Here is an 18,376-nt window from a genome sequence, read left to right on the forward strand (position 1 = left end):
TGCCCGGGTCGTACGCCATTTTCTGCGGGGACTGCCCTGCACGCCCCCACCCGGTCGCTTCTGCGTCTGCACGCCGGTGGGACGATGGGTGCAGACTCGCGGCGGGCGGGTTCGGGGGCGTGCAGGGGAGTCCCCGCAGGACGACGAACGGATACCCGGGTCCATCGCGTACCGGCGGAACGTTCGTCGTTCGAGGAGACGCCCCGGAGGGGCCCCGGACCCCCACCCACAACCCGAGCCCGTCCGGCGTTTGGGAACGGAACCCTCAGGGTCACGTGAAGCGGGCCCGCAATTGATACTTCAGGACCTTGCGGAGCGTCTCGTTGCGGGGCAGCGCGTCCACCAGTTCCAGTTGTTCCGGGAGCTTGTGGACCGAGAGGCCCTCGCCCCGGAGGTAGGCCGTCAGCTCGGGAAGGGTGAGGGGCGCGGCGTTCGGGGGTTGCTCCACCACCGCGCACACGCGTTCGCCCCGCGACTGGTCCGGGAGGCCGATCACGGCCGCGTCGCCGACGCCGGGGTGGCGGGCGAGGAGGTCCTCTATCTCCTTCGCGGAAATGTTCTCGCCCTTGCGGATGATGATGTCCTTGAGCCGCCCCGTGAGCACCAGGTGCCCGCTCGGCCGGACGTGCCCGACGTCCCCCGTGATCAGGAAGCCCTCGGCATCGAAGGGGCTCGCCGAGGCCAGGTAGCCCTGGCACACCGCCTCTCCCCGCAGGCGCACCTCGCCGTCCGTCCCGTGCGGCACCCGCTCGCCGTCCTCGTCGGTGATGCGGATCTCCATGCCCTCGGGCGGGCGGCCCTCGGTCTCGGCGAGGTGCTCCACCGTGTCGTCGGGGGCGCCCATCGTGATCATGGGGACCTCGGTCATGCCGTAGCCGTGGGTGAGCTGGACGCCCATCTCGCGGACGACCGCGTGGTAGATCTCCGGCGGCTTCGGGGCGCCGCCGCCCGCGAGGAGGCGGAGGGTGGGGATGAGGGGGGCGGACGGCGCCTTGCGCTGTTCCGTGAGGAACATGGAGTAGAAGGCCGTGGAGCCGCCCGCGACCGTCACCCCGTGGCGCCGGTAGTCGGCGAGCGCGTCCGGCATCGCGAAGTGCTCGAACAGCACCGCGGGGAAGCCGTACAGGAGCAGCATCACCGAATAGTCGGGCCCGGCGACATGGGCGAACGGGAAGGCCATGGAGCCGACGTCGTCCGCCGACAGGTGGAGCGCGTGGGCGAGGCAGGAGCCGCCGGCGATCAGGCTGCGGTCGGTGTGCAGGACGCCCTTCGGGTCGGACGTGGTGCCCGAGGTCCAGTAGATCCAGCGCACCGCCGTGCCGTCGGAGGGCGGCGGGGGCAGGATGGCCGGGTCGCCGTCCGGAAGGGTGTCGTACGCCTCGAAGACCACGAGGTCAGCCGACAGGCGGGCGGCCATCGCCGTGTGGTCGAAGCCGCGCCACGTGCCCGGTACCGCGAAGTACTCCGCCTTGGACTCGCGCAGCGCGAAGCCCACCTCGCGGTCGCGGTAGAAGGGGATGACGGGCGTCTGCACCGCCCCGATCCGGGCCAGCGCGAAGGACAGCAACGCCGTTTCCAGCCGGGTCGGCAGCTGCCAGGCGACGACCGTGCCGGGGCGTACGCCCATGAAGTACAGGCCCGCCGCCACGCGCTCGGCACGGGTGCGCAACTCGCCGAAGGTGAGCGTGCGGTCGTCCTGGATCAGGAAGGGCCGCTCCGGAGTCAGGGCGGCCCGGCGTTCGATGAGCTCCCAGAAGGTGCCCGATGCACCCAGGGCGTGTGCGGTCTCGTTCACGGCGAACCCCTCACAGCTGACGGGTAGTCAGATCGTGCGCAGAGCGTAGAGCGCTGCGCCTTGTCGGTCCAGGGGTGCGGGGCTAGCCTGTGGGCGACGTCAATCTGACGGGTCATCAGAAACGTGTGCGCCGAAGGGGACACCATGACGGAACTGCCTCGGATCGTCAGCGTCGACGACCATGTGATCGAGCCGCCGCACCTCTTCTCGACCTGGCTGCCCGCCAAGTACCGCGAGCGCGGGCCGCAGCCCCTGACCGCGGGCATAGGCGAGCTCGCGTACACCGGTGGCAAGTACGTCATCACGATGGACCCGGACGGGCCGCCGACCGACTGGTGGATCTACGAGGACCTCAAGTTCCCGTACAAGCGCAACATCGCCGCCGTGGGGTTCGACCGCGACGACATGACGCTGGAGGGCATCACCCGGGCGGAGATGCGGCCCGGCTGCTGGGATCCCGTCGAGCGGCTGAAGGACATGGACCTCAACCACGTCGAGGCGAGCCTCTGCTTCCCCACCTTCCCGCGCTTCTGCGGGCAGACCTTCGCGGAAGCGCACGACAAGGAGGTCGCGCTCGCCTGTGTGCGTGCGTACAACGACTGGATGGTCGAGGAGTGGTGCGGGGGCAGCGGCGGCCGGCTGATCCCGCTCTGCGTCATCCCGCTCTGGGACATCGATCTGGCCGTGGCGGAGATCAGGCGGAACGCCGCGCGTGGGGTGCGGGCGGTGACCTTCTCGGAGATCCCCACCCATCTGGGGCTGCCGTCGATCCACACCGGCTACTGGGATCCGTTCTTCGCGGTCTGCCAGGAGACCGGCACGGTCGTGAACATGCACATCGGGTCCAGCTCGCAGATGCCCGCCGCCTCGCCGGACGCCCCGCCCGCCGTCCAGGCCTCGCTCTCGTTCAACAACGCGATGGCCTCGATGATGGACTTCCTGTTCAGCGGGGTGCTGGTGAAGTACCCGCAGCTCAAGCTCGCCTACAGCGAGGGGCAGATGGGGTGGATCCCGTACGCCCTGGAGCGCGCCGACGACGTCTGGGAGGAGCACCGGGCCTGGGGCGGGGTGCGCGATCTGATCCCCGAGCCGCCGTCGACGTACTACTACCGGCAGATGTTCTGCTGCTTCTTCCGCGACAAGCACGGTGTCGCGTCGCTCGATGTGGTGGGCCGTGACAACGCGACGTTCGAGACGGACTACCCCCACGTCGACTCGACCTTCCCGCACACCAAGGAGGTCGCGCTCGACCACGTCAAGGGACTGGACGACGAGACCGTCTACAAACTGATGCGCGGGAACGCGATCCGGATGCTCGGTCTCGACCTCGACAAGTAGGCGCGTGCGTCATGGACCTTGCGTACACGGAGGAAGAGGAAGCCTTCCGGGCGCGGCTGCGGGAGTGGCTGGGCTCGGTGCTCCCGGGGCTGCCCGGGAAGCCGGACCCCGGTGACTGGCCGGGGCGGCGGGCGTACGACGCCGGGTGGCAGAAGCTGTTGTACGACGCCGGGTACGCGGGTCTGCACTGGCCCGCCGACGCCGGAGGGCGGGGCGCCACCCCCACCCAGCACCTGATCTTCCTGGAGGAGGCGGAGCGGGCCGGGGCGCCCTACGTCGGCGCGAACTTCGTCGGGCTGCTGCACGCGGGGCCCACCATCGCCGCCGAGGGGACGGCTGAGCAGCGGGCGCGCTGGCTGCCGCCGGTGCTGCGCGGCGAGGAGATGTGGTGCCAGGGGTTCAGTGAGCCGGACGCGGGCTCCGACCTCGCGTCGCTGCGGACCCGGGCGGTGCGCGACGGCGACGACTACGTGGTCAGCGGGCAGAAGATCTGGACCTCGCACGCGGAGGTCGCCGACTGGTGCGAGCTGCTGGTGCGGACGGACGTGGAGGCGCCGAAGCACCGGGGCATCAGCTGGCTCGCGATGCGGATGGACGCCCCCGGTGTCACCGTCCGGCCGCTGCGCACGCTCGCCGGGTCCACCGAGTTCGCGGAGATGTTCCTGGACGAGGTGCGGGTGCCCGTCTCGCACCGGGTCGGGGCGGAGAACGACGGCTGGCGGGTCACCATGGTCACGCTCTCGTTCGAGCGCGGGACGGCGTTCGTGGGGGAGGTCGTCGCCTGCCGGCGGACGCTGGAGGCGCTGGCCGCCGAGGCCCGCAGGAGCGGGCGCTGGGACGACGCGGTGCTGCGCCGGAGGCTGGGGCGGCTGAACGCCGAGTTCCGGGCGCTGTGGCGGCTCACCCAGTGGAACGTCAGCGAGGCGCAGCGCACAGGAGGCGTTCCCGGGATCGGCGGCTCGGTCTTCAAGCTGCGGTACTCGCACGTCCGCCAGGAGCTGTACGAGGCGGCGGCGGAGGTGCTCGGGGCGGGGGACGACCTGGATCTGGACCGGGAGTGGGTGCTGGACCGGCTCTCCTCGCTCTCGTACACGATCGCCGCCGGCACCTCGCAGATCCAGCGGAACATCGTCGCCGAGCGCATCCTCGGCCTGCCGAAGGGGCGGTGAGCGGAGGATGGACTTCCAGCTCTCGGAGGATCAGCGTGCGCTGCGGGCGGGGATACGGGAGCTGCTCGCCGGCCGCTTCGGCAGGGACCGGATGCGGACGGCGCACGAGCGGGGAGGGGGCGTGGACCGCGCGCTGTGGCGGGAGCTCGGTGGGGCCGGGTTCTTCGCGCTGCGACTGCCGGAGGCCGCCGGTGGGGTCGGGCTCGGCCTGGCCGAATCCGTACTGATGTTCGAGGAGATCGGGCGGGCGCTATTGCCCGGGCCGCTGGCCGCCACCCAGCTCGCCGCGGGCGCGGTGAAGGGGGCGGCCGAGGGGGAGGTCGTGGTGGCCCTGGCGGAGCCGGGGCGGCCCGTGGGGCACCTGGAGGGGGCCGACGCGCTGCTGGTCCTGGACGGGGAGCGGACGAGGGTGGTGGGGGGCGGGGAACTGCGGCGGGTGGTGGACGGGGCCCGGCCCGTACGGTCGCTCGACCCCGGCACGCCCCTGTGGCGGGTGCCGGACCTGTCCGCGTACGAGGGAGAGGCGGTGCCGGGCGGGGCACGGCTTCGGTACGAGGGGGCCCTGCTGGCCGCGGCCGAGCAGCTCGGCAACGCCACCCGCAGCCTGGAGGCGGCCGTCCAACACGCCGGTGCGCGGGAACAGTTCGGAGTGCCGATCGGGGCGTTCCAGGCGGTCAAGCATCTGTGTGCCGGGATGCTGGTGCGGGCCGAGCCGGCCCGCAGCGCCGTCTACGCGGCGGCCGTGACGGCGGACCCGGTGGAGGCCGCCGGGGCCAAGCTCCTCGCCGACGAGGCCGCCGTGGCCAACGCCCGTGACTGCCTCCAGGTGCACGGAGGCATGGGCTTCACCTGGGAGGCGGACGTCCACCTGTGCCTCAAGCGGGCCTGGCTGCGGGCCGGGCAGTGGCTGACGGCCGCGGACGCGGAGGAGGCGCTGGCGGCCGATCTGGGCTGAGCGGCGGTGTGTGGTTGCCGGGTGCACGCATGTGACGCGACGGACCCATGAGGTTCACGCTGCGGAGTGACGCAGTGCAGTCGGTGCGTCCCGATACCGGCTTGTGTCCTTTGCGTAATTCGTCACGGGCCGGAGTCGGCGCCGGGCTCGGGTACGCTCCGTGGGATGCGAGTGGTTCTGGAACCTGGCGATCCGGATGTGGCCTGTGCGGCTGCTCCGGCCCGCGAGAGGTGCCCTGCTCGTGATCCACGCAGAAGCGCCGGGCCTGCCGGGGAAGCGATTTCCGGCCCTGTGACCCGCCTCTGTTCGACTTCCCGCGGCGCGCGTCGCACAGTATGCACCACGCGTACTCCTTCGCGATGGAATATGCCCGAAGCGCTTGTTGCGGTGACTGTACGTCAACCATGCTGTCTCGTAAGGGAATCACGTTCCGTGACCCTGAGGAGGCGCGAGGCGATGTGTCCGCCGGTTCGGATGGTGTGAGCGGTGCAGGTGCTTCAGGTTCAGTTGGAGGTCGGGCCCGACCCCGCGGAGGTCGGACGGGCCCGCAGATGGGCGCGTTCGAGGCTCGTCGGGTCCGGGATAGGAGACGACGAGCCACTGGCCGAGACGCTCATCCTGCTGATCTCGGAACTCGTCACCAACGCGGTCGTGCACACCGGCTGTCCGGCCGTGCTGCGCATGCTGTTCGGCTCGACGGGCACCCCGGGCAACGCCGGGACCGTCCGGGTCGAGGTGGCCGACACCAGCTGCCGCCCGCCGCAGCAGCGGCACGCGGAGGGCGAGGACACCAACGGTCGCGGTCTTGAGCTGGTCGACGGCCTGGCCGACCGCTGGGGCTGGCAGCCGGAGGGAGCGGGCAAACGCATCTGGTGCGAGGTCGACCGCGGCGTCCCGTTGGTCCAGGTGCAGCTGCAGTCCGGCCCGCCCGAGTGCGACGGCGCGGGTGGGGGCGCGGCCTACGAGGCCTCGCACGCCGGAATCCACCGCGCGTAGCGCTGCCGTCGCGCACGGGGGAGGCCGGCGGCCGGCTCCCGTGCGCGCGGACGTGCGCGCGGAGGCCGCTCAGAGGATCGCGACCGGGGCGACCGGAGTGCCGGTGGCGCCGACGAAGGGCTCCGGCATGGCGGAGAGCAGGAAGGCGTAGTGCCCCGCGTCCGCACAGGCTGTGGACAGGCCCTCCAGATTCCAGTTCTGTCCCTGGAGCATGCCCATCTCGACCAGATCGAGGGCGTGCACCCCCAGCCACAGGTCCTCGATCTCCGGCGGGAAGATCTCGAAGGTCAGCGTGTCATTGGCGACCGCGGCCACGTCATGGCCCCGGAACCACTCCGGTGTGCGGATCGACAGGCCCGGTGACGGATACCCGTAGGCGTTCTTGTCCCCGGAGAGGTACACCTGCACCTGTCCGGTCCGTACGAGGACGATGTCCCCGGAACGGACCCTGACACCGGCCAGTTCCTCGGCCGCCTCCAGGTCCTCCGGGGTGACCGCGTGGCTGCCGGGCAGCCGGTCCACGCCGTGGGCGCGGGCCACGTCGAGGAGGACCCCGCGCGAGACGATGTGCGGCGCCTTGTCGATGCCGCTGTACTGCGCGCCGCCGTGGGCGGTGATCGTGGCGGCCGGACGGCCGTTGTAGATCTTCCCCGAGTGCGAGGCGTGGGTGAGGGCGTCCCAGTGGGTGGCGGTCTGGAGGCTGAGGACCGCGGTGTCGTCGCTGGTCGCGACCGTGCCGGGGCCGAAGAGCTCCTGGTTGACCTGGGTCATGGTGTGGAGGGGGTTGACGCGCCCCGGGACCAGTCCGTTCTGTACGCCGTCGTGCTGGAGCGGGAGGGCGAGGGGGACGCGCCGGCCGCTGCGGACGGTGGCCGCGGCCTCCCGTACGACCTCGTCTGTGATCAGGTTGAGCGTTCCGATCTCGTCGTCGGCGCCCCACCGGCCCCAGTTGTTCACGCGCTTGGCGAGATCGTGGAACTCGGCCGGCAAAGACATGGCGCCTCCTGGGGCTTGTGCCGGTGGACCTGATGACCCATAGAATCTAACGGTCCGTCAGAAACCGCGGGAAGGGGCCGGGCATGGGGAACTTCTTGGCAGGCAAGGTCGTGGCCGTGACGGGTGCCGGCCGCGGCATCGGGCGGGCCGTCGCGCTCGCCGCGGCGGCGGAGGGGGCGAAGGTCGTCGTCAACGACTACGGCGTCTCCATCGAGGGGGGAGAACCCGCCAGCGAGATAGCCGAGTCCGTCGTCAAGGAGATCGTGGCGGCGGGCGGCGAAGCGGTCGCGGTGGCGGACGACATCTCCACCATGGCCGGAGGGCAGCGGGTCGTGGACACCGCGCTCGCGGAGTTCGGCCGGATCGACGGGGTCGTCTGCGTGGCCGGGATCCTGCGCGAACGCATGCTGTTCAACATGTCCGAGGCGGAGTGGGACCCCGTGGTCGCCACCCACCTCAAGGGCACGTTCACCGTCTTCCGGGCCGCGTCGGCGGTGATGCGCAAGCAGGAGGGCGCCGGCACGCTCATCGGCTTCACGAGCGGCAACCACCAGGGGAGCGTCGCCCAGGCGAACTACAGCGCGGCCAAGGGCGGCATCATCTCCCTGGTCCGCAGCGCGGCGCTCGGCCTCCACAAGTACGGCGTCACGGCGAACGCGGTCGCACCGGTGGCGCGGACCCGGATGTCCGCGAACGTCCCCATGGAGCTCAAGGAGATCGGCGAGCCGGAGGACGTGGCGGCCCTCGTGGTCTACCTGCTCAGCGAGCGCGCCCGCGCGGAAAGGATCACCGGGCAGGTCTACACGATCGCGGGCCCCAAGATCGCGGTCTGGGCCCAGCCGAGGGAGCTGCGGGCGGGGTACGCGGAGGGGGCGGCGTGGACACCGGAACGCATCGCGGACTTCCTGCCGGGGACGGTGGGCACGGACCCGATGCCGATGCTGGCGCGGCTGGAGGAGATGGCAGCGGCGGCGAAGGCCGCGGCGCGCCCGAACGCGTAGGCGGGCGGCCTTCCGCCTGCGGGGGCGGGGCGCAATGCAATCGCCGGACGGCTCGAAGCGGGCCTCGGCTTCCGAGAGGTGGAGGGCGGGGGCGATGTGGGCTCCGGCCTTCGAGAAGGACGGGCGCGATCGGGCCCCAGGTCTCTGGGGCGCAGGGACACCAACCGCCGAGCGCAAGCACGTGCTCGGCCTACCGAGGGAGCCGGGATGAGAGGCGTCGTCTTCGACGGCAGACGGACCGAGGTCGTCGACGACCTGGAGATACGCGACCCCGGCCCGGGCGAGGTGCTGGTGGCCGTGGCCGCCGCCGGGCTCTGCCACAGCGATCTGTCGGTGATCGACGGGACGATCCCGTTCCCACTGCCGGTCGTGCTCGGGCATGAGGGGGCGGGGGTGGTCGAGGCGGTCGGTGCGGGCGTGAGCCATGTGGCGCCCGGCGACCACGTGGCCCTGTCCACGCTCGCCAGTTGCGGCGCGTGCGCACAGTGCGACCGGGGCCGGCCCACGATGTGCCGCAAGGCGATCGGGATGCCGGGCCGGCCGTTCTCGCGCGGAGGCGAACCGCTGTACCAGTTCGCGTCGAACTCGGCCTTCGCCGAACGGACCCTGGTCAAGGCCGTGCAGGCGGTGAGGATCCCCGCGGACCTGCCCCTGACCTCGGCCGCCCTGATGGGCTGCGGGGTGCTGACGGGAGTCGGAGCCGTACTGAACCGAGCGAAGGTCGACCGGGGCGAGAGCGTCGTCGTCATCGGCACCGGCGGCATCGGGCTCAACGTGATCCAGGGCGCGCGGATCGCCGGGGCGCTGACCATCGTCGCGGTGGACTCCAACCCCGACAAGGAGGCCGTGGCACGGCAGTTCGGCGCCACACACTTCCTCACCTCGGCCGAGGGGGTCAAGGAGATCCTGCCGCACGGCGCCGACCACGCCTTCGAGTGTGTGGGCCGCACCGAGCTGATCCGTACCGCGATCGACCTGCTGGACCGGCACGGACAGGCGATCCTGCTGGGCGTACCGGCGGCGACGGCCGAGGCGTCGTTCCTCGTCTCGTCGATGTACCTGGACAAGTCGATCCTGGGCTGCCGCTACGGGTCCTCGCGCCCGCAGCGCGACATCGCCCTGTACGCCGACCTGTACCGGGAGGGCCGGCTGCTGCTGGACGAACTGGTCACCGAGACCTACCCGGTGGAGGACTTCGCCAAGGCGGCGGACGACGCGCACCACGGGCGGGTGGCCCGGGGGGTGCTGGTCTTCTAGCGCCGGCCTAGCGGCCCGGGGCGGCGGCCGTCGTCGACCGGAACGTCCGCCGGTACATCGTCGGCGACACCCCCAGCGCCGCCTGGAGATGCTGCCGGAGCGACGTGGGCGTGCCGAAACCGGCGTCCCGCGCGATCCGGTCGATCGACAGATCCGTGGATTCCAGCAGCCGGCGGGCCAGTTCCACCCGCTGCTGGGTCAGCCACTGGACCGGGCTGATCCCGACCTCCTCGCGGAACCGGCGGGTGAACGTCCGTACGCTCATCGATTCCTGCTGCGCCATGTCGCGCAGCAGGATCGGCGACTCCAGCCGCCCCAGTGCCCAGGCGCGGGCGGTGGTCGTGGCGGAGACCCCCGGGTCGGGGACCGGACGCTGGATGTACTGCGCCTGTCCGCCGTCGCGGTGCGGCGGTACGACCGTGCGCCGGGCGACGTCGTTGGCGACGGCGGTGCCGTGGTCGCGGCGCACCATGTGCAGGCAGAGGTCGATGCCGGCGGCGACCCCGGCGGACGTCAGGACGTCCCCGTCGTCGATGAACAGGACGTCGGGGTCGACCCGGACGGCGGGGAACAGTGTCTGGAAATGGTCGGCGGAGGACCAGTGGGTGGTGGCCGGGCGGCCGTCGAGGTAGCCCGCCGCCGCGAGCACGTAGCTGCCGGTGCAGATGGACACCATCCGGGTGCCCGGCCTGATGTGCGCGAACGCGGCGGCGAGTTCGTCGGTGAGCCTGCCCTCGGTGTACACGGGGCCGAGTTCGTAGCTCGCGGGGATCACCACCGTGTCGGCCGTGGCGAGGGCCTCCGGGCCGTTCTCGACGGTGATCGCGAAGTCCGCGTCGGTGCTGACCGGGCCGGGCGGACGGACCGAGCAGGTCACGACTTCGTACAGCTTCCGCCCCCGGTTCAGCGGCTCGGCACCGAGCGAACGGCCGAAGATCCTTTGGGGGATGCCCAGTTCGAAGGGGAGCACCCCGTCGAGGGCGAGAACGACGACCCGGTGCGGCACGGTACGGCCTCCCTTCGCACTAGCTGGTACAGACCATAAGCTGATACATGTCCTCGCTGTGAAGGAAAAGTCAGCAGACCTCGCGGGCATTCCCGCCGCGGAACTTGACGCTTCTCCGCGTGAAGCGCCGCCCCTGCCGCCGTTGCCGTGTGTGCCCCTCGGACCGGACCGGCTCTGGAACCGTAACTTCCGGCTCTTCTTCGTCGCCCGGACCGCGGCGCTCTTCGGTGACGGAATGATCCCCGTCGCGCTCACCGCGGGGCTGCTGGGGGCGGGGCGGCCGCACTCCTCCGTGGGGTTCGCGCTGGCGGCCTGGATGGGGCCGCTGGCCCTGTTCGTCCTCTTCGGCGGCGTCCTGGCGGACCGTTTCACCCCGCGCCGGATGATGATCATCGCCGACGCGCTGCGGCTGATCGGCGCCTCGGTGCTCGCGGTCTCCTTCGCGACCGGCAACCCGCCGCTGTGGGCGGTGTACGCGTTGAGCGCGGTGGCCGGAGTGGGGGCGGCGCTCTTCCAGCCGGGGGTCGCGTCGACCACCCCGCGGGTGGCCACGGACGTGCAGCGCGCCAATGCGGTGCTGCGGGTGTCCGAGGCGCTGATGACCATGGCGGGCCCGGCGTTCGCCGGTGTGCTCGTCGGTCTGGCGAGCGCCGGGGCCGTCTACGCGGCGAACGCGTCCACCTTCCTCGTCTCCGGCATCTGCCTGTACCTGCTGAGGCTCGCGCCCGCCCCGTCGGACGAGGCGCCGCGCGGCACGTTCCTCGCCGAACTTGTCGACGGCTGGCGCGAGTTCAGGGCGCGCAGCTGGTTGTGGGGGGTGATAGCGATCTGGACGGTGTACGGCTTCGCCGTGCTCGGCCCGATGCTCCCGCTGACCGCCGTCGAGGTCACCGAGGCGCATGGCTCGGGGACGTACGGCGCGATGATGGCGGTGAACGGCGCGGGCAGCGTCCTCGGCGGCCTGCTGGCCCTGCGGCTGCGACCGCGCCGCCCGCTGACGGCGGGGGCGTTCGCGCTGACCGGGGTGTGCGTGAACCTGGTGGTGCTCGGGCTCGGGATGCCGGTGTTCGCGCTGGGGGCCGGGCAGTTCGTGGCGGGCGCGGCGTTCGCGTTCTGGCTGGTGATGTGGTCGACGACCGTACAGACGCACGTGCCGCCGGAGGCGCTGAACCGACTGCACGCGTACGACGTGGCCGGCTCTCTGCTGATGCTGGCGGCGGGCCGCGCACTGGCGGGTCCGGTCGCGGACCGGCTGGGCGCCCCGGAGGTGCTGCTCGCCGGCGCGGTGATCAACATGCTGGCGGTGGGCGTCCTGCTGGCGGCCCGGCCGATCCGGCGGCTGGAGCGGATCGGGTGAGCGGGCGACGTACTCTCCGCATCCGTGGCGTCGCGGCAGGGGTGGCCGTGCTGACCGTCGCGGCCGGACTCGGGGTGCGTACCGTGGCGGACGGCGCCGTCGCCAAGTACGCGGGCGACGCGCTCTACACGGTCCTGGTCTGCGCACTCGTCGCACTCTGCGCACCCCGCGCCCGGCCGCTCGCGGTGGCCGGGGCCGGGCTGGGGATCAGCTGGGCGGTCGAGCTGCTGCAGCTCACCGGGGTGCCCGCCGAACTGTCCGAACGCAGCACGGTGGCACGGCTGGTGCTCGGCTCGACGTTCAACGCGCCCGACCTGCTCTGGTACGCGGTGGGGGCGGCGGCCGCCTGGGCCGTGTGCGCGGCGACTACTTCCGGCGCGCACGCTCCTCGGACTGCTGCATCTCGATGACGCGGAGGACGTGTGCGGTGGTCTGCCGGCGCACACTGCCCGCGACGAGCAGCGCCGAGCCGGCCACCGAGAGGGGTGCGGAGACGGCCAGGAGGATCAGCTGCTTGGGCATGGTGCTGTCCAACTCGCAGATCGACGACGCGCGGAAGCAGTACAGCGAGTCGTCCTGGTCCCACAGCAGGAAGCCCAGCCACACCCACGACACGCAGGCGGCGAGCAGCAGAACGGCGCCCCAGCCCTGCATCAGCGCGGACCTGTGGTGGAAGTGCTGGCGTTCGACCCACTGCATGTGATTCCCCCGGAGACGTGGACGAAGCGGCGTGGACGCGTACCCACGCACCCTGCGTGACGTGCCCGGCCGCCGATCGACGCAGATCGTACGCGCATCCGGGTGGCCGGCTTTTGGCCGGTGGTGAGGGCCTGGCCCGATTCCTGCGAACCATGGCCCTCGGGCCACTCGTGGCAGGGGTCGCGGGGGCCGGATGCTGAGCGCGTGACCCAGACAACCGAACCCCCCGCCCGCGACCACGCCCCGCGGACCGGCTACGAGGCGCCCCGGCGCCGGGGCGTCCACCGTGCCTGGATCGTCGCCGCGGTCGCGTTCGTGACGATCATCGGCGGCGCCGCCTTCAACGCCCTGCCCGGGCTGCTGATCGACCCCCTCCACGAGGAGTTCGACTGGTCGCGCGGAGAGATCGGCCTCGCCGTCTCCATCGACATGGCGCTGTACGGGCTCACCGCGCCGTTCGCCGCGGCGCTGATGGACCGGTTCGGCATCCGGCGGGTGGTGGTCGTGGCCCTCAGCGCCGTCGCGGCAGGTGCCCTGGCCAGCGTTTGGATGACGGCGGCCTGGCAGCTGATGATCTATTGGGGGCTGCTCGTCGGCCTCGGCACCGGCGCGATGGCGATGTCGTTCTCCGCGACGGTCACCCACCGCTGGTTCGTCGCCCGCCGGGGCCTGGTCACCGGCATCCTCACCGCCGCCGGAGCCTCGGGGCAGTTGGTCTTCCTGCCCCTCTGCGCCTGGATCGTCGACCGGCACGGCTGGCAGCCGGCTTCGGTGACCGTCGCCCTGGCGGCCCTCGCCGTCGTCCCGTTCGTCATGCTCCTGATGCGCGACCACCCGGCCGACGTGGGCCTGGCCCCCTACGGCGGTGAGTACGTGCCGAAGCCGGCGCCCGCGCGCGGGGCGGCGAGGCGCACCGTGCGCGTCCTGCTCGACGCGGCCCGCACCGGGCCGTTCTGGCTGCTGGCCGGTTCGTTCGCGATCTGCGGCGCCTCGACCAACGGCCTCGTCCGCACCCACTTCGTGCCCTCGGCGCACGACCACCACATGCCCGTCACCGCCGCGGCCTCCCTGCTCGCCGTCATCGGGATCTTCGACATCATCGGCACGGTCTTCTCCGGCTGGCTCACCGACCGGTTCGACGCCCGCCGCCTCCTGGCCGTCTACTACGCGCTGCGCGGCATATCGCTGCTGTTCCTGCCGGTCCTGATGCAGGCGACCGTGGAGCCGCCGATGGTCTTCTTCATCGTGTTCTACGGACTCGACTGGGTCGCCACGGTCCCGCCGACCCTGGCGCTGTGCCGGGAGCGGTACGGCGAGGACAGCGCGATCGTCTTCGGCTGGGTCCTCGCCTCACACCAGGTGGGAGCGGCGCTGGTGGCGTTCCTGGGCGGGGTGGCGCGCGACCACTTCGGCTCGTACGACGTGGTCTGGTACACGGCGGGGGCGCTGTGCGCGATGGCGGCGCTGATGGCCCTGATGATCCGCCGGGCGAAGGGGCTGCCGGTGGCCGTCTCCGGGTGACGGCCTCAGCCGCTGAAGCGTCCGAACGTACCGCGGTGGAAGAGCAGCGGCCCCGCCCCGTCCTCGTCCGCCGTCGCCCCCAGCGCCTCCACCCGGCCGACGACGATCAGATGGTCGCCGCCGGTGTGGACGGCCTGGACGCGGCAGTCGACCCAGGCGGGCACGTCGTGCAGCAGGGGCGAACCGGTCCCGGGCGCGGGGGAGTGCGCCACCCCGGCGAACTTGTCGGCGCCGCTCACCGCGAAGCCCCGGCACAGCGCGGCCTGGTCGGCGCCCAGGATGTTGACGCAGAAGGCCCCGGCGCGGGCGATGCGCGGCCAGGTCGTCGACGTGCGGGCGACCATGAACGTGACCAGGGGCGGGTCGAGGGAGAGTGAGGCGAACGACTGGCAGGCGAAGCCCGCCGGGCCGTCCGGGTCGTCCGGTGCGTGCGCGGTGACGACGGTGACGCCGCTGGCGAAGTGCCCCAGCACGCGGCGGAACTCACCCCGGTCGAGCGGCAGCCGCTCGTCGTCGGCGACGGCCCGCAGAGCCGGGCGCGGCAGTGGATCGACCGGCACGGGACCGGTGGCCGTCGGAGCGCCGACGGACCGGAGGTAGCGGACGGCGGTTGCGGCCATGCCTGCGTGACCCATCATCCTCCGATTAGAACTGACGGAACGTCAGATGTGAAGTGTGGGGACGGGGCCGTCCCCGGCGTCGCCGCTGACCACCATCCAGGGGGCGGCCGAAAAACCGGCCGAACGAAACGGCGCGCTGCTCCGTCGAAGCACCAAGAGGCCGAAGGGCCTTCGGTGATGCCGGAGAGACGGGGTGCGCGGGATGGAAGCGAAGACGCGGATGCGGAGATGGAAGTCGACGCTGGGGCTGGCGGCGGTTCTGGTGGCCGGGGTGACCGGCTGCGAAGGAGGTTTCGACGCGGGCGTCTCCTCGTCGAAGTGCGCGTACCTGGTGAAGTACGAGGGCCGGTCATACCTTGACGTGAGTGGACTGGTCGCGGCCGACGCGAAGTTCACAGTCGGCAAAAGCCTCGGTACCGGTCTCCTGCCCGCGTGCGACGACACGGGCGGGGGGGACGGCACGGAGGAGGCGGAGGAAGTGACCGTCTACGAGGTCGACGGCATCGATCCGGCGGTCGCGGTGGCGGCGGGGGCGACCCCGGCCGATGCCGTGCTGGTGGCGGTCGAGGGAGTGGATCTCCCGTCGCTGGACGTAGCTCCCTGAGTCCGAGCCGCGCGGATCGAACGTTCCGCGCGGCTGCGGCGTCCTAGAGGAACGTGTGGGGAGAAGGGAGGGGACGTGTTGCTACGCAGAAGAACGGGCCGCCGCCGGGAGAAGGACCGCGGTGCTGCCGATCCGCTGGACGCCGCCCAGGAGCAGCGGGTGCGGGCGGTGCTCGCACTCGGGGGTGTGCCGCAGACGGATCTGCCGGACGGTGTGCAGCAGGTCCGCCTGCGGCTGCTGGAGCGGGCTGCGAGCGGCCAGGAGGCCCCTCGTAACGTCTCCGCGTGGGCCGCGGTCGTCGCCTCCAACATCGCCATGGACTGGCACCGCGCCAAGCATCGCCAGGAACGTCTCGGCGAGCGGCTGGTCTCGCTGCGGCAGCGGGAGACCTTCGCCGACGAGGACACCCGGCTGCTCTCCCTCGCCGTCGCCCACGGGCTGGACGAACTGCCCGAGGCCCAGCGCCAGGTCCTCGTCCTGCGCTTCTACGCCGACCTGTCCGTCCGGGCGATCGCCGAACAACTCGGCATCCCCGAAGGCACGGTCAAGAGCCGGCTGCACGCCGCCGTCCGAGCCCTGCGCGAACGGCTCCACGAGAACGAGGTGGTATGACGTGACCGCCGCACACACACCGGCCGATGACCAGGGCGAGACGGACCCGTTGATGGCCGCGATCCTGGACGAGCCGATGCCCGGCCCCGCGCACTCCGACACCGAACGCATGGAGGAGTACCACGCGGCCCGCGCCGACCTCGACACGCTCCGCCGGCAGCTCACTCTTGTCGCCGACGCACTCACCGCCCAGGAACCGGCGGGGCCGCCCGCCCGGACCGAGACCGGTCCACCGCGGCCTCCCGGCCGTCGCACCGACGCCGGACACCCGCAGCGGCCGAAGCCGCCCCGGCGAGCGCGTCGCGGCCGGCTCGTCGCGGCGGGCGGCCTCGCGGCGGCCCTGGTCCTGTGCGCCGTGTCGGGGCTGGCGTGGCTCCGGGCCGTGAGCGGCACCGGGACAGCCAGTGGCGCCGGCGATGCCAAGGCCGCCGCCGGCGGGTACGTGGCCTGCGCCCGCCTGGTCGTCGAGGGCACGGTCACCCGGGCCGACCCGGAGCCCGGCACCGCGCAGGACCGGATCGAACTCGCCGTCACCCGTCACTACAAGCCCCCCACGGGCCCCGCCAGGATCACCTTCCTGATGGACCACGACGTCTCGCCCCGCCTTCGGCCCGGTGACCACACCCTCATCGCCATCCCCGGACACGCGAGCGGCCCCGACCTCTGGAGCACGGGCGAGAAGCAGATCGCCCACGACCGTGCCCGGATCCTCGCAGAGCTCAACGGATCCCCGCCGCTCACCTGCGACCGACAGCCCTCCGCCGACGACTGACCACCGTCCGCGGTCCGCTGTCCACCCGGTCGACCGTACGCACGGAAAGGCCGGGGCGGCACTGCCGAAAGTCGTGGGCGCGGGCCGCAGCGGGCAGCGGGAGCTACCCGGTGCTGCGACGACGCTTGGTGGCGTACCGGATACTCTGAGTTGCCGCAGGTGTGGGAAGGGAGAGGGGACGCGAGATGACCAGCGCACCCGACTACGGGCAGGGCATCGACCCCGAGCGTGCTCTGAAGTTCGCCGTGCAGCGCATCCGCGGAGATCGTGTCCAGATCATCGAGGGGATTATCGAGCCCGTGTCACCGACCTGGGACCACGAACGTGCTGCCCGGGTGGTCCGCCGGCAGATCGAGGACCGGGTCGACGCGCTCGGGTGCGTGGAGGGCTCCGGCAACCTGGACCTGCCCGGCTCCTCGAACTGGTACGTCCCCGACATCGCGGTCGTCCCCGAGGCGCTCGCCATGGGCGGCGGCGCCTTGCTCCCGGACCAGACGCTTCTCGTCGTGGAGGTCACGTCCGAGTCGAACGCGGAGACCGACCGGGTCGTGAAGCGGCGCCGGTACGCCGAGTACCGGGCCCCTCTCCACCTCCTGGTCGACCGGATCGAAGGCAGCGTGACCCTGTTCTCCGCGCCGGGCGATCTCGGCTACACCCATGTGGACGGCCCGCATCCGTTCGGTGCGGTTCTGCGGCTCCCCGATCCGTTCGACCTCGATCTGGACACCGGCGGGCTGTCACCCGCGTGACTGGACAGCGGCGGGCTGTCACCCGCGTGAAGCGGACGCCTCACACCCCCCGGTACTTCGGCACGCGCCGCTCCACGAAGCTCGCCACGCCCTCGTTGGCGTCCTGCGTCGTCATGTTGATCTCCTGAGCCATCGCCTCGGCCGTGAACGCCGTGGCCCGGTCCGCGTCCAGCGACGTGTTCACGAGCTGCTTCGTGAGGGCGATCGCGCGGGTGGGCCCGTCGGCCAGGCGCTGGGCCCAGGCCCGCGCCGTCGCCGCCAGTTCGACGTCCGGGACGACGCGATTCACCAGGCCCAGGCGTTCCGCCTCCGCCGCCGGGAGCGAGTCGCCGAAGAACATCAGCTCCTTGGCGCGCTGCGGACCGATCAGGCGTGGCAGCAGGTACGCCCCGCCGCCGTCCGGCACGAGCCCGCGGCGCACGAACACCTCGATGAACTTCGCCGACTCCGCCGCCAGCACCAGGTCGCAGGCGAACGCGAGGTGCGCGCCGATTCCGGCCGCCGTGCCGTTGACCGCCGCGAGGACGGGCTTCTCGCAGTCCAGGACCGCCGCGATCAGGCGCTGCGCGCCGAGCCGGATCGTCCGGGCCACGTCGCCCGGCACCCGGTCGCCGGTGGCGGAGGCGCCGCGCAGGTCGGCGCCGGCGCAGAAGCCGCGGCCGGTTGCGGTGAGGACGACGGCCCGGACGGCGGGGTCGGCGGAGGCCTCGGCGAGCAGGGCGATGATGCGTTCGCGCTGGTCCCAGGTGACGGCGTTCATCGCTTCGGGGCGGTTGAGCGTGATCCACGAGACGCCGTTGTCAGTGGCGTGGAGTATCAATGACTCAGGCGATCCGGACGGGTCGGCGTGGTCGGTGGTGTCTTCGGGGGAGGACGGCATGAGGCAGCTCCTGGGCGGGTGGTGGGCTCGATGGCGGGCCGGGCGACGG

19 protein-coding genes are annotated in these 18,376 nt (G+C 72.1%); 13 read left to right on the forward strand and 6 right to left on the reverse strand.

Features of this window, described 5'->3' with window-relative positions; all coding sequences use genetic code 11:
• Positions 1–271: 271 nt before the first annotated feature.
• Positions 272–1,795, reverse strand: coding sequence for an AMP-binding protein (locus ACFYPA_RS16635; RefSeq protein WP_359078033.1), 1,524 nt, complete (start codon positions 1,793–1,795; stop codon positions 272–274).
• A 144-nt stretch (positions 1,796–1,939) separates the two neighbouring features.
• Here ACFYPA_RS16635 and ACFYPA_RS16640 point away from each other — a divergent pair, with 144 nt between their 5' ends.
• From ACFYPA_RS16640 to ACFYPA_RS16655, 4 genes are all read left to right on the forward strand, one after another.
• Complete coding sequence (locus tag ACFYPA_RS16640) at positions 1,940–3,133, forward strand: amidohydrolase family protein (RefSeq protein ID WP_359078035.1); 1,194 nt, start codon at positions 1,940–1,942, stop codon at positions 3,131–3,133.
• A gap of 11 nt (positions 3,134–3,144) precedes the next feature.
• Positions 3,145–4,302, forward strand: a complete 1,158-nt coding sequence (locus ACFYPA_RS16645) for an acyl-CoA dehydrogenase (protein WP_389132414.1) — start codon at positions 3,145–3,147, stop codon at positions 4,300–4,302.
• 7 nt (positions 4,303–4,309) lie between these two features.
• Positions 4,310–5,257 (forward strand): acyl-CoA dehydrogenase family protein, encoded by a 948-nt coding sequence (locus tag ACFYPA_RS16650; RefSeq protein ID WP_389132417.1) that lies wholly within the window; start codon positions 4,310–4,312, stop codon positions 5,255–5,257.
• 486 nt (positions 5,258–5,743) lie between these two features.
• Complete coding sequence (locus ACFYPA_RS16655; protein WP_359078040.1) at positions 5,744–6,253, forward strand: ATP-binding protein; 510 nt, start codon at positions 5,744–5,746, stop codon at positions 6,251–6,253.
• Between the two features lie 69 nt (positions 6,254–6,322).
• Here ACFYPA_RS16655 and ACFYPA_RS16660 read toward each other — a convergent pair whose 3' ends face one another.
• The gene (locus tag ACFYPA_RS16660; RefSeq protein ID WP_389132420.1) at positions 6,323–7,249 is read right to left on the reverse strand and encodes a cyclase family protein; all 927 of its coding nucleotides are present in this window, start codon (positions 7,247–7,249) and stop codon (positions 6,323–6,325) included.
• Between the two features lie 83 nt (positions 7,250–7,332).
• Here ACFYPA_RS16660 and ACFYPA_RS16665 point away from each other — a divergent pair, with 83 nt between their 5' ends.
• Together ACFYPA_RS16665 and ACFYPA_RS16670 are read left to right on the forward strand one after the other, a co-directional pair.
• Positions 7,333–8,250, forward strand: coding sequence for an SDR family oxidoreductase (locus ACFYPA_RS16665; protein WP_359078042.1), 918 nt, complete (start codon positions 7,333–7,335; stop codon positions 8,248–8,250).
• A 207-nt stretch (positions 8,251–8,457) separates the two neighbouring features.
• Positions 8,458–9,507, forward strand: coding sequence for a Zn-dependent alcohol dehydrogenase (locus ACFYPA_RS16670; RefSeq protein WP_359078044.1), 1,050 nt, complete (start codon positions 8,458–8,460; stop codon positions 9,505–9,507).
• Positions 9,508–9,514: 7 nt separating this feature from the next.
• Here the strand turns inward: ACFYPA_RS16670 and ACFYPA_RS16675 are convergent, their stop codons facing one another.
• The gene (locus ACFYPA_RS16675; RefSeq protein ID WP_359078046.1) at positions 9,515–10,513 is read right to left on the reverse strand and encodes a helix-turn-helix domain-containing protein; all 999 of its coding nucleotides are present in this window, start codon (positions 10,511–10,513) and stop codon (positions 9,515–9,517) included.
• Between the two features lie 142 nt (positions 10,514–10,655).
• On the opposite strand from ACFYPA_RS16675, the gene ACFYPA_RS16680 reads away from it, so the two are divergent.
• Positions 10,656–11,870, forward strand: a complete 1,215-nt coding sequence (locus ACFYPA_RS16680; RefSeq protein ID WP_389132424.1) for an MFS transporter — start codon at positions 10,656–10,658, stop codon at positions 11,868–11,870.
• Positions 11,867–12,280 carry a DUF2809 domain-containing protein gene (locus tag ACFYPA_RS16685; RefSeq protein WP_359078049.1) on the forward strand — a complete coding sequence of 138 codons (414 nt, stop codon included), beginning with the start codon at positions 11,867–11,869 and terminating at the stop codon, positions 12,278–12,280. The genes ACFYPA_RS16680 and ACFYPA_RS16685 overlap by 4 nt, the downstream gene beginning before the upstream one ends.
• Here ACFYPA_RS16685 and ACFYPA_RS16690 read toward each other — a convergent pair.
• Positions 12,237–12,569, reverse strand: coding sequence for a hypothetical protein (locus ACFYPA_RS16690; protein ID WP_359078051.1), 333 nt, complete (start codon positions 12,567–12,569; stop codon positions 12,237–12,239). The genes ACFYPA_RS16685 and ACFYPA_RS16690 overlap by 44 nt on opposite strands.
• Positions 12,570–12,773: 204 nt before the next feature.
• Between ACFYPA_RS16690 and ACFYPA_RS16695 the strand changes: the two genes are divergently transcribed.
• Positions 12,774–14,090: an MFS transporter gene (locus ACFYPA_RS16695; RefSeq protein WP_359316160.1), complete on the forward strand. Its 1,317-nt coding sequence runs from the start codon at positions 12,774–12,776 to the stop codon at positions 14,088–14,090.
• 5 nt (positions 14,091–14,095) lie between these two features.
• On the opposite strand, the gene ACFYPA_RS16700 is transcribed toward ACFYPA_RS16695, so the two are convergent.
• Positions 14,096–14,710: a flavin reductase family protein gene (locus ACFYPA_RS16700; protein WP_389132429.1), complete on the reverse strand. Its 615-nt coding sequence runs from the start codon at positions 14,708–14,710 to the stop codon at positions 14,096–14,098.
• Positions 14,711–14,912: 202 nt separating this feature from the next.
• Between ACFYPA_RS16700 and ACFYPA_RS16705 the strand changes: the two genes are divergently transcribed.
• The 4 genes from ACFYPA_RS16705 to ACFYPA_RS16720 all read left to right on the forward strand — a co-directional run bounded on the left by ACFYPA_RS16705 (position 14,913) and on the right by ACFYPA_RS16720 (position 17,447).
• Entirely contained in the window at positions 14,913–15,314 is a 402-nt protein-coding gene (locus ACFYPA_RS16705) for a DUF6281 family protein (protein WP_359078055.1), read from the forward strand.
• Positions 15,315–15,392: 78 nt separating this feature from the next.
• Entirely contained in the window at positions 15,393–15,926 is a 534-nt protein-coding gene (locus ACFYPA_RS16710) for an RNA polymerase sigma factor (RefSeq protein ID WP_389132638.1), read from the forward strand.
• A gap of 1 nt (position 15,927) precedes the next feature.
• Complete coding sequence (locus tag ACFYPA_RS16715; protein WP_389132432.1) at positions 15,928–16,698, forward strand: hypothetical protein; 771 nt, start codon at positions 15,928–15,930, stop codon at positions 16,696–16,698.
• Between the two features lie 185 nt (positions 16,699–16,883).
• On the forward strand, positions 16,884–17,447 hold the full coding sequence (locus ACFYPA_RS16720; protein ID WP_389132434.1) for a Uma2 family endonuclease: 564 nt from the start codon (positions 16,884–16,886) through the stop codon (positions 17,445–17,447).
• Positions 17,448–17,487: 40 nt separating this feature from the next.
• Here the strand turns inward: ACFYPA_RS16720 and ACFYPA_RS16725 are convergent, their stop codons facing one another.
• Positions 17,488–18,327 (reverse strand): enoyl-CoA hydratase-related protein, encoded by an 840-nt coding sequence (locus ACFYPA_RS16725; RefSeq protein WP_359078063.1) that lies wholly within the window; start codon positions 18,325–18,327, stop codon positions 17,488–17,490.
• Positions 18,328–18,376 lie beyond the last annotated feature (49 nt).

The sequence above is a fragment of the Streptomyces sp. NPDC005775 genome, from assembly GCF_042871565.1.
Classification (GTDB): Bacteria; Actinomycetota; Actinomycetes; order Streptomycetales; family Streptomycetaceae; genus Streptomyces.